Genomic DNA, 15,621 nt, shown 5'->3' with positions numbered 1-15,621 from the left:
AATGGCAACAAAAATACTGGTAGTAGAAGATGAAGAAGCCATTCGCGGCTTTATCAAAGTTAATCTTAAGAGAAATAATTTTGATGTGATTGAAGCCGGCAGTGGGGAAGAGGCCATTAATTTACTAGATGATAGCATTGATGTCATCCTGCTAGACGTCATGCTGCCGGGGGTAAATGGCTTTGAAGTTTGTCGGCAGGCTAGGGAAGCCTTCCCCCAACTGGGCATTATTATCCTGACCGCTAAAGGCCAGGAAGATAACAAAATAGAAGGGCTGGAAGCCGGGGCAGATGACTATATCGTCAAGCCCTTTAGCCCCAAAGAGCTCCTGGCTCGGATTAACTCTCTGCTGCGTCGCCTATCCATTCAAGTGGAAGATATCCAAGAGGATGAGAACGACCTTCAGTCGGGCATTTTCCGCCTGGTGGTAGATGAGCGCCGTTTTACCAAAAATGGCGAAGAAATTGAATTGACGCCCATAGAATTTTCCCTGGTGAAATACTTTATGGAAAATGCCAATAAAGCCATCCACCGGGATGAGATTCTAAATAATGTGTGGGGCTATAATTATGTAGGGGATTTTAAAATCGTGGATGTCAATATCCGCCGGATCCGCCAGAAAATAGAAGATGACCCATCAGACCCCAAATTTATTGAAAAAGTGTGGGGCTATGGGTATCGCTGGTGGGGCGGTGATTAATTGTGCCAAGCATTGGGCGCAAGCTGACCTACAGCTATGTTCTGATTAGCCTTATCACTGTCCTGATCATGGAAAGCCTCTTTGGCATGGCCATCTACCAGTATTATGTATCCGGGATGAGCCAAACCCTCATTAACCACGCCGAAGCCAGTGCAACCATGTATGACAAGTATGCCCCCTCAGGCACCATCGATGACAAAGCCGCCTTTATCTATGAGAATATGAAAGTCGACGAAAATGCCCTCGTTGAGGTATATGGTCAAGACCGCCAGTTTATCGTGGATAATACAGGTAACCGATCCAGCCATATCACCTTGGGCAAGGACTATGATGAAGCCTTAGCCGGGAACACTGCCATCTGGCGGGGAAAAACCACGACGGATGAGCCAATCATGTCTGTATCCGTTCCCTTGAAGGACCGGGACCAGGTCATCGGCGTCTTGCGTTATGTGAGCTCCATGTCACCGGCCCATGCCGTTATGCGGAGCAATGCCGTTATGGCCCTTATTATCGGCCTTATCATTCTTTTAGTGGCGGCCTTGCTGGGCTATATGATGAGCCATCGTATTCTAGTCCCCATCAAGGACTTGATTCGGGTCACCCGAGAGGTGGCCGCCGGCAACCTGACCGTTAAGGCCAGGCGCTATTACCACGATGAAATCGGCCAGTTGGCCAATGTATTCAATAAAATGACCGATGAAATTCGTCGGAGTAACCAGGCCAAAACAGACTTTATCTCTAGCATCTCTCACGAATTGCGGACGCCGCTCACGTCGATTAAGGGTTGGGCGGAAACCATCGATGACAATATTAAAGATGATGAAACCGTCCGGCTGGGCATAGGGATTATTGACCGGGAAACCAACCGCCTGATTCACTTGGTCAATGACCTCTTGGATTTTTCTAAATTACAATCCCACCGTATCGAGCTGAATATTGATACCCTCTGGTTAGATGACCTGCTCAAGGGGATCTATCACCAGTTTGCAGCCCGGGCCAGCCAAGAGGAAGTCGTCATTCGCCTTCACCTAGACAGCCAAGAACCTATGATTCTGGCTGATGAAGACCGGCTCCGCCAGGTCCTTATCAACATTATCGACAATAGCTTTAAATTTGTTAAAGGACGGGCCAATGCTGAAATCATCATCCAGTCCCATATGCTGGATGACCAGGTCGTTATTACCGTCGAAGACAACGGGCCCGGTATGGGGTCAGACGAACTGGTACGGGTCAAGGAAAAATTCTACAAGGGGTCTACCAAGCAGGCCGGTACAGGCCTGGGCTTATCCATTGCCAATGAAATCGTAGAATTGCATAAGGGGACCCTGTATATCGATAGCATCCGTGGCGTTGGCACCAAGGTATCTGTCGTCTTGCCTGTTGCTGATCGCCAATTGGAAGAGCAGATGCTCCACTTAACTGAAGATACCGAGTCGGCAGAATCCTAGGATCTGCCGGCTTTTTGTTTGGAAAGGCCGGGCTTGGGTATGTAGACAGTAGCAAACCTTAGCAACTGGTAGATTGTTAGAAGGAGATAATAGCATGTTAAGTGAAAAAATGGCAAAAGCGATTAATGAACAAATCAATAAAGAATTTTTCTCTGCCTACCTCTATCTTGAAATGGCTAACTACTATGCTGATGAATCCCTAGATGGCTTCAGAAACTGGTTTACCGTTCAAGCAAAAGAAGAAGTCGCCCATGGGATGATTTTCGTCAACTACCTGCTTGACCATAGCTGCAAGGTTGAATTGGAAGCCATTGACAAACCCGGTAAAGTCTATAACGACTACAAAGAACCCCTTGACGGTTCCCTGGCCCACGAAAAGGAAATCACCGCTTCCATCAATAAGCTCTACAAGCTGGCTGATGAAGAGAATGATTACCGGACCCGTCAAATTTTAGACTGGTTTGTTCGTGAACAATATGAAGAAGAAGTCAACGCCCAGGATTTAATTGACCGCTATGAAATCTTTGGTGAAGATAAACATGCCCTCTGGGAAATGAACCAAGACCTAGCTGGCAGAACCTATGTTGAGCCGACCATTAATGAATAATCTTGCCTTTAAGCCTGTGACCTTGGTCACTGGCTTTTTTTATTTTTAGATATAGGACTGGTATATAGTCGGATCTAGTAAAGATAATGAAAATAAAAAAACGGTTTCCGAGTTTTTCTCGGAAACCGTTTTTTAAAAGGCGACACCCAGATTCGAACTGGGGGTAAAGGATTTGCAGTCCTCTGCCTTACCACTTGGCCATGTCGCCAAATTTACTGTGACAACAAATTTATTATATCCATTGTTGACCTTAAAGTCAAGAGAAAAGATTATAGTTTGAGATTAAGGACAGATACTTTCTCTAAGCAATAAATAATAAAAAGATTAAATATCTCATACATTTGAGATATGACCGGCAGTTTGCCGCCAGCGGGAGTGGGGCAGGTGGCCAGCCCGCAGGTGAACGAAGGGGTAGTTAGCCAACCGATAGAAGCGATTACGAATACGCCTTTCACAGGTGCTCCGACTCACCCGGCTATGAATGCAGGACTACCGGCACCGGTAACGGAGAGGGCCTTCAACCTAAATGGTGGGGGGCCCGGTTTGCCGAGCCTAAATATAGCCCAGCCGAAGGTGGCGGGGGGGCAGGCGAGCTTGGCGGTGGATGACAGCCGGTTGCTTAACCCGCCGATTAGGCCTGATTTTGGGCAAGAAAAAGCCGCCCCGGAGGCGGTGACGGAGGATGTATCTTTTATGGGGCCCGGGATGCAACAGTTCTTGAATGATGTAAGCAAGCGGAGCGGGCTGGACATTCGGATTAGCAACGAGATGGGCCCGGCCAAGGGCTTGTTGCAGGGGAAGACGGTTTACTTAAACGAAGAACTGTTTGAGGGGAACCCGGAATACGCTGTGACCAGTATCCTAACCCACGAACTGACTCACGCCATGGAGGGGACTCCGGAATATAACCGGCTGGCGGACCTGGCGGTAGAGGCCATGAGTGCTGACTATGGCGGTATGGACTTTGCCGGCCTGGTGGACCGGAAGATGCAGGAGTATGCCGCCGGTGGGGTGAACCTGGATGCCGCCGGGGCCCAAAAGGAAATTGTAGCAGAGTTTATGGAACAGGCCATGAGTGACCCGGTCACCGCCCAGCGGCTACTGACCCAGGAGCCCGGTGTCTTTGAACGGATGCTCCAGTGGATTAAAGACGCCCTGGAAACGATTATCAACTCCGTATCCTTGCGAAAAGACAAGGTGGCCCAGGCCCAATACAAGTGCTACAGAAAGGCCCAGCAGGTCTTTGTAGAGGCCTTAAACAACAACCTGGCCGGCAGGGGGCAGGGGCAATTTGCCATTGATTATGTACCGGTTAAAACGGAAGATGGGCATAAGGTCGTACCGATGGTCTATTCTGAAGCAGACTTGTACGAGTTTGGGTTTGATGAAAACTTATCTCAGGAAGATAATTTTTACCAGATGCGAAAAGGAATCGAAAAGGCCGCAAGGAACCAATTGCAAGGGAAAACCTTAATTGGCGCAGACGACCGAGAAATGATTACAAAATACCCAACCGAGCGTTACGATTTAGCCGGGGAAATTGTCTATGGCAAGCAGTTAAGAGAGGATAAGACTGTTCGCAACAGGGGGTTGAGTTATCTTGATATGGCTCTCAATGTTGAAGAAATAGCCATGACGTTAAAAACGTTGCCAAAAGTGAATTCACCTCACAAACACCCAGATATGGCGGCCAAGGGGTTTGACGCACCAATGTTCTTGTTTATGGACGGCAATGGCGAAACTTTTATATGTAAAGCTAAGGTGGCAACCGATGAAAATGGCGTTAACACCCTATACGCAATCCCGAGCATGAAGCGATTTAATATCGAGAAGGACACACTTACAAAAGAGCGAGAGAGCGCCCTTAATGTTATTGGCGATTATGTGGAGGCAGAAAAAAAAGAGCCCTCACTTTCCGGAGAAGCGGGATTGAAAAATACTCTCAATCCCTTTGGTCCAGGTGCAAGCACCTCCCCAAACCCCCGGAAAGGGGACTCTTTCATTGACCCTACTATACCACCGGATAGTCCGGCTGTCAATGACGAAAATACAGAAAGTGGCCAACACGCTATTTCCCCGCACCTGGAAACGCCTATTGAGCGAGGAAACAGACTAGCTAGGGAAATGGGCTTAAAAGAAAGCGGGCTTAAGGCGCTGAAGCTGGACCCCCTGGGCCGGGAACGGGTCGGTTCGTACAGAAAGTATGGCCCTGAAATGAAGGGCTTTTCAGATGGGGACCATTTGCTGGGCCGGTTAGGCAATGCCCGGTCCAGTCTGTATGCCCGCCTGGTAGATGACGCCAGACCCCTGGTGCGGTTATCTAAGGCCTTGCCGGAGGAATACAAGAATGGGGAGGTAGACCGGGTTATGATTGAGGATCGGCTCCAGCAGGTCCGCCAGGCCGGGGGGACGGTGGACTATATTGCGGAGAAGGCTTTACTGGACGCTAATGGCCAGGTAATAGGGGATAGTTGGGCCGATATGGATGCCCTGGTGCCCAAGAAACTAAGGGGTGAATTTAACGCCTACAGGCAGGCCCTCCACCAACTGGACCGGCTCCAGGCAGGCAAGGATGTCACTTCAGATACCATGGAACGGGCCGCCTGGAAGGTGGCGAATATTGAAAAGGCCCACCCGGCATTTGTGGATATTGTGGATAAGCAGAACGCCTGGTGGCGGTCCTTCATGCAGGCCTGGGCGGTGGATACGGGCCTCATTAGCCAGGATACCTTTAACCAGTGGCAGGAGATGTACCCCAACTATTTCCCCACCTACCGGACCAATAAAAAGGGCGGTAGCAAAGGTATTCAGCTTATGGATTCAGGCGCTTTTAAGGAGGCCAAGGGGTCTCATGAAGAGGTAGCGGACTACAGCGACAACATGATGCGGAAGGTGGCAGAGATTGTCGTTGCTGAAAGAAAGAATGAACTCCATGGGGACCTGGTAAAGGCCCTGTCATTAGGTGACTATGACATGCGGGGCTGGGGCCGGGTGCTGGATAAGGAAAGCCTGGAAGAAGCCCGGGTGGAAGATGGCTTTGAGCTTTTTCCGGAGTCAACAGAGGCCGGGAAAGAACAGACGGAGAAGGGCAAGAATGAGTTCATCTACCGGGTAGGTGGGGAGGCCATCCCCTTTGTGGTCAATAACGAACTGGCCTATGGCCTAAACTCTCTCCGGGGAAAAGACTTTGGCCAACTGGCCTACCCCTTGAAGCTGATGAGGACGGCCGTAGGTGGGATGAAGATGGTCACCACCGGGGCCAACCCCTACTTTGCCATTAACAACGGGATTCGGGATATCCAGGCCGGCTTTGTCCACTCCAAGGCCAATGCCAAGTACCCGAAAGAATATGCCCAGGCCATGACGAGCATTATCTCCAATGGGGACATGTGGAACGAGTACCGGCAGATGGGTGGGTCCGCCTCCGGCTTTTACAGTGACACCCGGGATATGGTCCGGGCCTATTCCAAGCGGAAGGGCAAGGGGGCCAAGGTGCTGGATGCCCTGGGGGCCTTTAACGAGGTAATCGAGCAGACGCCCCGACTGCTGGAGTATACCCGGGTGCGGAATGAGGCACTGGAAGAGGGCGGGGGAGATGAAAAGGACTTTCTATAAGCGTTTGCCTTTCACAAGGGCGTAAATGATATAGGCAAATAGGGCAATCATGATTAGGTCATAGGCTATTTTTAAGGCGTTCATGGTCAATTCTCCTTGTCCTTGTAGGGTGTTCGGGATATAATAAAACCATAGGGGGCGGGTAACCCCCTAGGTTTTCTATGCTAGTCCATCAAGAGGTCTAGCAGGTGTTCTAATAAGCTAACTAGCTTTTCTAGCAAGCTTATTATTGCAGTGGCAAGGACCATGTATTCAAGTTTGCGGTCCTTGCCTTTTTTGTTGCTATGAAGAGGCAAAAAAGATGATGGGTATAAAAAAGGGCAAGGCCTAGTTGCCTTGCCTCTTTGGGCATAAAAAAATCCTTGCCCATGAGAGCAAGGATGCCGGAGACCGGGGTCGAACCGGTACGAAGTTTAACCTTCGCGGGATTTTAAGTCCCGTGCGTCTGCCTATTCCGCCACTCCGGCGAACAGCTTACTATGGAATTATAGGTGGTGGGGGATTTTTTGTCAAGGGCTTATATAAAAGTTATTGGTTTAATGATATAGCCACAGAAGGGATTTTACATTCCGGCTGGCTAGATGATGTCAGTGCTTTTGGGCTTTTTTTGAGCTAAAGCTACTGGGTTTCTCTGAGGGCGGGGCTGATTTTTAGAAAATCCTGCCTCTTCTAGGATGACCTGGCTGGCAATCACTGTTATAATGAGAGTAAGGAGGCGGTTGCATGCAGGTGCGGGTAGCGGCATTTAGTAAAATCAATTTACTGCTTGATGTCCTCGGCAAGCGGCCTGATGGATATCATGATGTCAATATGATTATGCAGGGCGTCCGGTTATCTGATCAGGTAATTGTTGCAGAAGCGGCCACAAATACCATCACGACAAATAGTCCCTATGTCCCGAATAATAAGTCTAACCTAGCCCTGAAGGCGGCCCTCTTGATGCAGGCCTCTCTTGATTTACCACCGGTGGCCATTAAGATTGACAAGCACATTCCGGTATCGGCAGGGATGGCCGGTGGGTCCAGCGATGCGGCGGCCGTTCTTTTGGCCATGGACCGGTTATTCGCTCTGGGACTTAGTCGCCAGCAGCTGGAAGCTTTTGCGGCAGAGATTGGGTCAGATGTGCCCTTTTGCCTGTCAGCCGGGACAGCTGTGGCTACGGAGCGCGGCGAGCTTATTGAAGACTTGTCTTTACTGTCACCCTTTCATCTGGTATTGGTTAAGGCTGACTTTGGTGTGCCTACGGCCAGGGTTTACAAGGCTTATCGTAAGAAGAAAAAGCCGGTAGCAGGTCAAGAACGATTAGACTATTTCTTAAAGTTGATACGAGAGGATGATACCCTCGGGATTTTAAATTCTTTATACAATGACCTTGAAGAAACGACTTTTTCAATGTATCCTAAGGTGCGAAGTATCAAAGAAAAACTTAAACATTTGGGGGCTCGCCATGTCCTAATGAGTGGGAGCGGGCCGACTGTTTTTGCAGCTTTTCATGCGGAGGCGGAGGCCTGGCGGTTTTACAAGAAGGCCAAGGCTGATTTTCCAATGGTTTATTTGACATCTACGGTTAGCCGGTGGGATTTGGACCGGCGTATTGGTGTGAGCTGAGGGAGGTAGACTATGCAGAAAGTGGCCATCGTATTAGCAGCCGGAAAGGGTACGCGGATGAAGTCTGTGCATGCCAAGGCTGCTCATACCTTGTGCGGCAAGCCGATGATTTCCTGGGTGTGTGATGCTGTTCGGGAAGCGGGCTATGATCAGATTTATGTTGTATGTGGTCATCGGGCAGATGAAATCCAGGAGATTCTCGGGGAATCAGTGACCTATGTTTTACAGGAAAAACAGCTGGGGACCGGCCATGCCGTTCAGGTTGCCTTAGAGGCCATACCGGATCTTGAGGAGGCCGAGGTTTTAGTGACCTGCGGGGATACCCCCTTACTCAGAGGGGAGACCCTAGCACACCTGTCTGAAGCCCATGGCGATTCTGCGGTGACTGTTCTTTCAACGGAGCTGGAGTCCCCCTTCGGCTATGGGCGGATCATTCGCAAAGATAGGGCTGTTGCCGCCATCGTTGAAGAAAAAGATGCGACAGAAGACCAGAAAAAGGTGCGGGAGATTAATGTCGGGACCTATGTCTTCCGGCTGGCCTTTCTTAAAAAGGCCATTTCTGCCCTGGACACGAATAACGCCCAAGGGGAATTTTATTTAACCGACTTAATCGCTGCGGCCCATGCAGAGGGGCTGGGCACAGCAGCCTATATGATGACCAATGCCAATGAATCCCTGGGGGTCAATAACCGGGCTCAACTGGCCAAGGCGACCCTGCTCATGCAGGAAAGAATTAACGATTACTGGATGGCCCAAGGGGTCGGGATGGTTAACCCGGCCATGACCTTTATCGATGCGCAAGTAGCGTTAAGTCCGGATGTTTTCTTAGAAGCGCCGGTGAAGCTTAAGGGGCACACTAAGGTTGGCGAAGGCACCAGGATTGGCATGAACTCAGAAATCCGAGATGCTGAGATTGGCCAAGATTGCCAGATTGACCAGGCGGTGATTTGTGAAGCTATTGTGGGCAATGAGGTCAAAATCGGTCCCTTTGCCTATTTGCGCCCCGGCACAGAGCTAGCGGACCAGGTTAAGGTTGGCCATTATGTTGAAATTAAAAACAGCCATGTGGGCCAGGGCAGCAAGATCCCGCATTTAAGCTATATGGGTGATGCGGATATCGGTGCAGGGGTCAATATTGGCTGTGGGAGCATTACCTGCAATTACGATGGGCAGAAAAAATACCGGACCACCATTGAAGACCGGGCCTTTATCGGTAGCAATACCAACCTGATTGCCCCGGTGACCATTGGAGAGCACGCTTATATTGCAGCAGGATCCACCATTCGCAAAGATGTGGCTGGGGACTCCTTGACCTTTATGGATACGAAGGTAAAGAGTCGAGACAACTGGAACAAGGACAAATAATGGAGGCTAAAATCATGTATGAATTCCCCTTGGAAAAAGATTTGCGACATTTAAAAGTATTTAGTGGCAGTTCCTCTCATGACCTTGCACAAGAAGTAGCAGATTGCTTAAAAATTCCATTGGGTAAAAGCAGCAATACACAGTTCAGTGATGGCGAATTGAATGTCAATATTGATGAAAGCGTCCGCGGCTGTGATGTTTTCTTAATCCAGTCCACCTGCTCACCGGTTAATGACAGCATTATGGAATTATTAATTATGATTGATGCCCTGAAACGGGCCTCTGCCCGCCGGATTACGGCTGTCATTCCTTACTTCGGTTATGCCCGTCAAGACCGGAAGAGCCGAGGGAGAGAGCCTATTACCGCTAAGTTGATGGCCGACCTCCTTACAGTAGCCGGCGTCGATCGGGTCTTAACCATGGACTTACATGCCCAACAAATCCAGGGCTTCTTTAATGTCCCGGTGGATCATTTAGTGGCCTCCCCTCTGATTGCTGAATACTACCAGGATCTGGGGCTGAGTGATATTTGCGTGGTATCCCCGGATATGGGGGGCGTCCGCCGGGCCCGGGCCCTGGCTGAGCTTTTAGAGGCCCCGCTGGCGATTATTGATAAAAGACGGCCCATGCCGAACGTGTCGGAAGTCATGAATATCATTGGGGATATTAACGGTAAGAATGTCATTATGATTGATGATATGATCGACACCGCCGGAACGATAACCAATGCAGTGGCTGCCATGAAAGAACGCGGGGCTAAGGACATCTACGCCTCCTGTACCCATGCAGTGCTTTCCGGTCCGGCCATTGACCGGATTAACCAGTCCGGCTTAAAAGAAGTTGTTACCACCAATACCATTCCGACCGCCCACTTGGATTGCAAAAAACTCAAGACCCTATCTGTAGCCCCCATCTTCGCGGAAGCCATCATGCGGATTTTCCAAGACGCCTCCGTCAGCCGGATGTTTCGCTAAATGAAAATGATTGTAGGGCTGGGTAATCCCGGTAAAAAATATGAGGGGACCCGGCATAATGTAGGCTTTATGGCCATAGACGCCTTGAGTCAGGCCTGGGGGATAGATGTCAGTAAAAAGGAAAAGAACGCCTTAACCGGTAGCGGGATTGTCAATGGAGAGAAAATTCTCCTGGTGAAACCCTTGACCTTTATGAATTTGAGTGGCGATGCGGTTTGGCAGCTGATTGATTATTACGCTGACCAGCTGGATGACTTCCTGGTGATTTATGATGATATGGACATGCCAGTGGCCCAGGTCCGCTTTAAAAGGCAGGGGTCATCCGGCGGCCACAATGGGATCAAGTCCATTATCAGGCGGATCAATTCCAAGGAATTTGACCGGCTAAAGATTGGGATTGGTAAAAAGGAAAATGTTATCAGCCATGTCCTGTCGCCCTTTTCTAAACAAGACCGGGCTGCCATTGATGAAGCCTTAGAGACGGCAGTTGAGGCTTGCACCAGGTGGTTGGAAGCCGGCATTGATCGGGCGATGAATGAATTTAATTAATCCATATGGGTGGGGGTCCTCGGACACCCACCTATTTCATGTTGGGAGGATACAATGAGTGTCGTTACAAGCACTATAATGGATCAGATTCGCTTGCCCCGGCTCCTCCAGGCCAGCGAGCAAGTCGTATATACCGGTTTGGAAGATGATATCCGGACACTCCTGATGGCCTCCGCTATAGACGATAAAAGGACCCAACCCGCTTTGATTGTCTGTGCGTCGGAGAAGCGGGCTAAAGAGGTCAGCAATCAGATTTCCCATTTGATAGAGGGTCCGGTCGACCTCTTCCTGCCCATGGAGGCCATAGCCTTTGAAGTCCTGGCCCAGAGCCGGGAGGTGGCAAATGAACGGGTCCGGATTTTGGCGTGTTTGTTAGATGCAGACTATACAGGGGTTATCGTCACGACTGCTCAAGCCTTAGAGGCCAGGCTTATGCCCCCGGCCTTGTGGCGGTCACATATCTACACCCTATCTATAGGAGAGGATATTGACCCGGACGACCTGGTTAGCCGGCTGGTCAGTGAGGGCTATAGCCATCAACCGGTCGTTGAACAGCTAGGGGACCTCTCTGTCCGCGGGGGGATTATCGATATTTTTTCGCCGGCCTATGCTAACCCCATCCGGATTGAACTGTTTGATACGGAAATAGACTCCATGCGCTTCTTTGATCCGGCCGACCAGCGGTCGATAGAGGCAGCAGACCAGGTCCTGATAACCCCGGCCAAGGAAGTTTTTGTAGATGACCAGCTGGCGTCAGACTGGCTGGGAAATATTAAGACAGCTGAAAAAGAGGTCCTAAGCCGGCTGACCGATAAAAAACATCAAGAGGCTGCGCAAAATCTCCGGGCCCGGCTGGCCCCGGTCTATACGGCCTTAAAAGAAGGCGTCCCCGGCGATGAATTAGACCTCTACCGGGGCTACTTCTTCGAAGAAAGAATCAGCCTCCTGGATTATTTTTACCAGCGGCCCCTGGTTTTTTTAGATGAGCTCAACCGGGTTGAAGACTATATCCTGGCAGCCGAAGAGGAAAAGAAGGACCAGTTTACAGACTTGCTCCACCAGGGGATTGTCCTCCCCGGTCAGTGGGAGAGTTACCTGTCTGCCGATGATTTTTCCCGCCTTTTTAAGGGGATGCCCCTTCTGGCCTTTCAAGTGCTTAACCGGTCAGCCAAGCTTTGGCCGGCTCTCGCCCATGTGGACTACCGGGCTGAACGGCTCCCGACCTACTTCAACCAGCTCCAAGTGTTGGAAGAGGAGCTGGAACGCTGGAAAAACCTGGGCATGCGGATCTTGGCCCTTTACGACAGTGACGGAATCCGGGATAAATTTACCGCTTTTTTAGAGACTAGAAACCTGCCCTATGCTACAGCGACGGCTGATATGGAAGGGGCGGGCCTTTACCTGGCTAGAGATGACCTGACCATCGGCGGGATCTTTTGGGACAACAAGCTGGTCGTCTTACCCCTGCGACAAACCCTGGGTGGGACCAAGAAGACAAGACGTCGGCGCCGGTCCGATGAGGATGCCGAGCGGTACGCCAGCGCCGATGATCTGGAAGTGGGGGACTATGTTGTCCACGACCAGCACGGGATTGGCCAATTTTTAGGGATGAAGCACCAAAAAATTGGTGACCTGGAAAAGGACTACCTCATCGTCAAATATGCCGGTACAGATAAGCTCTACATCCCGGTGGCCCAGTTTGACCTCCTGCAGCGGTATATCGGCCATGAAGGGCACAAGCCCAAGTTGAACCGATTAAGCTCCGGCGATTGGCAGAGGACGAAAAAACGGGTGGCCCAATCCGTTCAGGATATGGCTGACCAGTTGATTCGCCTCTATGCCAAAAGAGAGCAGGAACCGGGGCATGCCTTTCCGCCGGATAGTGATATGCAGAAGGCCTTTGAAGAAGACTTCCCTTACGTTGAAACCGAAGACCAGCTCCGGGCCATTAACGATGTAAAAAGGGACATGATGAAGTCTCGGCCTATGGATCGGTTGGTTTGCGGTGATGTCGGCTACGGAAAAACAGAAGTGGCCGTCCGGGCCGCCTTTAAGGCCTATTGTGATGCCAAGCAGGTCGCCGTCCTGGTACCGACAACCGTCCTGGCCCAGCAACACTATAAGACCTTCTCGGACCGGTTCACCCCCTACGGGGCCAAGGTTGCTGTCCTTAGCCGGTTTAATTCCGCTAAGGAAACGGCCCAGATTTTGCAGGATATCAAGGACCATAAGATTGACCTGGTCATCGGGACCCACAAGCTCCTGGGTAAGTCTGTTCAGTTTAATGACCTGGGCCTATTGGTTGTTGACGAAGAGCAGCGCTTTGGGGTGACCCATAAGGAAAAAATCAAGGCCTTAAAGACTGATGTGGATGTCCTGACCCTGTCCGCCACCCCGATTCCCCGGACCCTCCAGCTGTCCCTGGTCGGCCTCAGGGATATGAGTGTCATCGAAACGCCACCGGCAGACCGCTACCCCATCCAGACCTATATCGTTGAATTCAATGATGCGGTCCTGGTCCAGGCCATTCGGCGGGAGCTGGACCGGGGTGGGCAAATCTATGTTATCCATAACCGGGTCCAGGAATTGGACCAACTGGCTGCCCATATTAACGACCTGGTCCCGGAAGCCCGGACGGCTGTGGCCCATGGCCGGTCAACGGACCGCCACCTAGAAACCATCATGATGGACTTTGTTGACCACAAGTACGATATCCTCGTTTGTACCACCATTGTTGAAACTGGCCTGGATATCCCCAATGTCAACACCCTGATTGTCCACCATGCCGACCGGTTCGGCCTCAGCCAGCTCTACCAATTGCGGGGCCGGGTGGGCCGGTCCAAACGGATTGCCTATGCCTACCTGACCTATGAACGCAATAAAATGCTGACAGATGTGGCCGAAAAAAGACTAAATACCTTGAAGGAATACACCGCCCTGGGCTCCGGCTACCGCATTGCCATGCGCGACCTGGAATTACGGGGTGCTGGGAATATTTTAGGGGCTGAGCAACATGGCCACGTGGCCGATGTGGGCTATGCCTTGTATTTACAAATGCTGGAAGAGGCCATTCGCCGGCAAAGTGGCCAGGAGGTCAAGGAAAAACGCAGCGTTGAAGTTGAGTTGACCATCAATGCCTTCCTGTCCAAGGCCTATATCCCGGACAGCAGCGTCCGCCTGGGTATGTACAAGCGACTGGAACAAACAGAAAGGGAGGAGGACCTCCTAGTCCTTGCAGAAGAGTTAGAAGACCGGTTCGGCCTTTTTGACGAGCCCCTGGTTAATCTCCTGGCTGTCATTTCCCTGAAGCTTGTTGCCGGTCAGTTGGGGATCCGGTCCTTGAAACAAAGGCGGAATGAGCTCGACATTTACTTCTATCCGGACACCCCCCTATCCATCCAGGCCCTTTTTACTTATGTGCAGTCCCAGCAGAACCTATCGATTAGTAATCAAAGCGGTGAACTGGTTTTGACAATGACACTTTTAAAAGATTATTTGAATGCGACTTATGTAGATTCAATTAAAGAGCGGCTAAAAGCGATTCAAAATATTGCCAGCGAAAGCTAAAGCCCCTATAATAGGGGCAGACAACGATAAAGGAAAAAGGAGCGAATCAATTTGAAATTAAAGAAACCCTTAGCGCTACTCATGGCTACAGTCATGGCTGTAGGTGTGTTGACCGGTTGCGGTTCAGAGGCCAACTCCGGCAAAGAGGCCATTAAAGTGAACGATACAGCCTTAAAAACCGGTTACCTTGATGGGCGTATCGACCAAATGCTTACGATTAACCAGATAAAAGATGATGATGCTATGGCTGACTACTATAAGGCACAAATCATTGAAGGTTTAGTCAGCACCGAATTGATTCGCCAGGAAGCAGACCGTCGCGGTATTGAAATCACCGATAAAGACATCGAAAATTTACGAAAAAAATCCATTAAATCCTATGGCTCTGAAGATAACTTTAAGGCCGCCATGGAAAAATATAATATTAACGATGAGCAGTTTGATGATATGCTGCGTGAGCAACTCCGGTATGAAAAATTAACCGACCAACTCAAAAAAGATGTCAAAGTAGATGCCCAAGCCTATTACAATGAAAATCAAGACCAATTCAATGTTGATGAACAGGTCAAGGCTTCCCATATTTTGGTCAAGGATGAAAATAAGGCCAAAGACCTGATCAAACAACTCAATGAAGGCGGCGACTTCGCCAAATTGGCCAAGGAAAACAGCGAGGACAAGGGTAATGCCGAAAAAGGCGGCGAACTGGGCTACTTCACCAAGGATAAGATGGTAGCTGAGTTTGCAGAAGCCGCTTTTGCCATGAATCCTGGGGATGTCAGTGCTGAACCGGTAAAAACCCAGTATGGCTACCACATCATCAAGGTAGAGGATAAAAAAGCCCCTCATTTACAAAGCTTTGATGAAGTGAAGGAAGAACTAACCAAACAATTAGAGGAAAGTGAAGTCAAGACCAAGCTTCAGGACCTCATTACCAAGTTAAAAGCAGATGCCAAGATTGACTACCTGGATGATAATTACAATCCGGAAAAACTTATGAAAAAGGCTCAAGAGCAGATGCAAAAGCAACAGGCAGCCGCCGCTTCCCAGCAAAATGCAGAGGGGTCTGCTACAGCCGGTAAAGACCAGGCTACTGACACCAGCAAAGATAAGTAATCCATAAAAAAATAACCGTGAGTATTGAACTGACCCCAAAACGTTGGACCAAGAAGTCTAACTTTTTGGGGTCAC

At 50.0% G+C, this 15,621-nt stretch carries 10 protein-coding genes and 2 tRNA genes; 10 read left to right on the top strand and 2 right to left on the bottom strand.

The features are described 5' to 3' along the window. Window position 1: 1 nt before the first annotated feature. The 3 genes from ACLGL1_RS00245 to ACLGL1_RS00235 all read left to right on the top strand — a co-directional run bounded on the left by ACLGL1_RS00245 (window position 2) and on the right by ACLGL1_RS00235 (window position 2,755). Window positions 2–700: a response regulator transcription factor gene (locus tag ACLGL1_RS00245; RefSeq protein ID WP_411006793.1), complete on the top strand. Its 699-nt coding sequence runs from the start codon at window positions 2–4 to the stop codon at window positions 698–700. A gap of 2 nt (window positions 701–702) precedes the next feature. Beyond that, window positions 703–2,148 carry a sensor histidine kinase gene (locus tag ACLGL1_RS00240; protein WP_411006792.1) on the top strand — a complete coding sequence of 482 codons (1,446 nt, stop codon included), beginning with the start codon at window positions 703–705 and terminating at the stop codon, window positions 2,146–2,148. Between the two features lie 94 nt (window positions 2,149–2,242). Beyond that, window positions 2,243–2,755 (top strand): ferritin, encoded by a 513-nt coding sequence (locus ACLGL1_RS00235; protein WP_411006791.1) that lies wholly within the window; start codon window positions 2,243–2,245, stop codon window positions 2,753–2,755. 137 nt (window positions 2,756–2,892) lie between these two features. Here ACLGL1_RS00235 and ACLGL1_RS00230 read toward each other — a convergent pair. Beyond that, window positions 2,893–2,963: transfer RNA gene (locus ACLGL1_RS00230), tRNA-Cys, on the bottom strand. 176 nt (window positions 2,964–3,139) lie between these two features. On the opposite strand from ACLGL1_RS00230, the gene ACLGL1_RS00225 reads away from it, so the two are divergent. Next, window positions 3,140–6,370, top strand: coding sequence for a hypothetical protein (locus tag ACLGL1_RS00225; RefSeq protein ID WP_411006790.1), 3,231 nt, complete (start codon window positions 3,140–3,142; stop codon window positions 6,368–6,370). A 381-nt stretch (window positions 6,371–6,751) separates the two neighbouring features. On the opposite strand, the gene ACLGL1_RS00220 is transcribed toward ACLGL1_RS00225, so the two are convergent. Beyond that, a tRNA-Leu gene (locus ACLGL1_RS00220) sits at window positions 6,752–6,837 on the bottom strand. Window positions 6,838–7,093: 256 nt separating this feature from the next. Between ACLGL1_RS00220 and ispE the strand changes: the two genes are divergently transcribed. From ispE to ACLGL1_RS00190, 6 genes are read left to right on the top strand one after another with little or no spacing between them, the layout of a single operon-like run. After that, entirely contained in the window at window positions 7,094–7,978 is an 885-nt protein-coding gene (ispE, locus tag ACLGL1_RS00215; RefSeq protein ID WP_411006789.1) for a 4-(cytidine 5'-diphospho)-2-C-methyl-D-erythritol kinase, read from the top strand. Between the two features lie 12 nt (window positions 7,979–7,990). Then, a complete protein-coding gene (gene glmU, locus ACLGL1_RS00210) occupies window positions 7,991–9,343 on the top strand; it encodes a bifunctional UDP-N-acetylglucosamine diphosphorylase/glucosamine-1-phosphate N-acetyltransferase GlmU (RefSeq protein WP_411006788.1) in 1,353 nt (450 codons plus the stop codon). A 29-nt stretch (window positions 9,344–9,372) separates the two neighbouring features. Then, window positions 9,373–10,317: a ribose-phosphate diphosphokinase gene (locus ACLGL1_RS00205; protein ID WP_411006941.1), complete on the top strand. Its 945-nt coding sequence runs from the start codon at window positions 9,373–9,375 to the stop codon at window positions 10,315–10,317. Continuing rightward, window positions 10,318–10,866, top strand: a complete 549-nt coding sequence (gene pth / locus ACLGL1_RS00200; RefSeq protein WP_411006787.1) for an aminoacyl-tRNA hydrolase — start codon at window positions 10,318–10,320, stop codon at window positions 10,864–10,866. Window positions 10,867–10,920: 54 nt separating this feature from the next. After that, window positions 10,921–14,433 (top strand): transcription-repair coupling factor, encoded by a 3,513-nt coding sequence (gene mfd / locus ACLGL1_RS00195; protein WP_411006786.1) that lies wholly within the window; start codon window positions 10,921–10,923, stop codon window positions 14,431–14,433. 51 nt (window positions 14,434–14,484) lie between these two features. Then, the gene (locus ACLGL1_RS00190) at window positions 14,485–15,546 is read left to right on the top strand and encodes a peptidylprolyl isomerase (RefSeq protein WP_411006785.1); all 1,062 of its coding nucleotides are present in this window, start codon (window positions 14,485–14,487) and stop codon (window positions 15,544–15,546) included. The last annotated feature ends 75 nt before the right edge of the window (window positions 15,547–15,621 follow it).

Source organism: Peptococcus simiae (assembly GCF_046569735.1).
Classification (GTDB): domain Bacteria; phylum Bacillota; class Peptococcia; order Peptococcales; family Peptococcaceae; genus Peptococcus; species Peptococcus simiae_A.
Note: the sequence above shows the minus strand (reverse complement) of the source record. Positions and strands in the feature narration are given on the sequence as shown.

Bases quoted from the DNA above. Each gene is read 5' to 3' on its own strand.
- ACLGL1_RS00235 (WP_411006791.1), top strand. From the start codon at position 2,243: ATGTTAAGTGAAAAAATGGCAAAAGCGATTAATGAACAAATCAATAAA.
- mfd (WP_411006786.1), top strand. From the start codon at position 10,921: ATGAGTGTCGTTACAAGCACTATAATGGATCAGATTCGCTTGCCCCGG.
- ACLGL1_RS00245 (WP_411006793.1), top strand. From the start codon at position 2: ATGGCAACAAAAATACTGGTAGTAGAAGATGAAGAAGCCATTCGCGGC.
- ispE (WP_411006789.1), top strand. From the start codon at position 7,094: ATGCAGGTGCGGGTAGCGGCATTTAGTAAAATCAATTTACTGCTTGAT.
- glmU (WP_411006788.1), top strand. From the start codon at position 7,991: ATGCAGAAAGTGGCCATCGTATTAGCAGCCGGAAAGGGTACGCGGATG.
- pth (WP_411006787.1), top strand. From the start codon at position 10,318: ATGAAAATGATTGTAGGGCTGGGTAATCCCGGTAAAAAATATGAGGGG.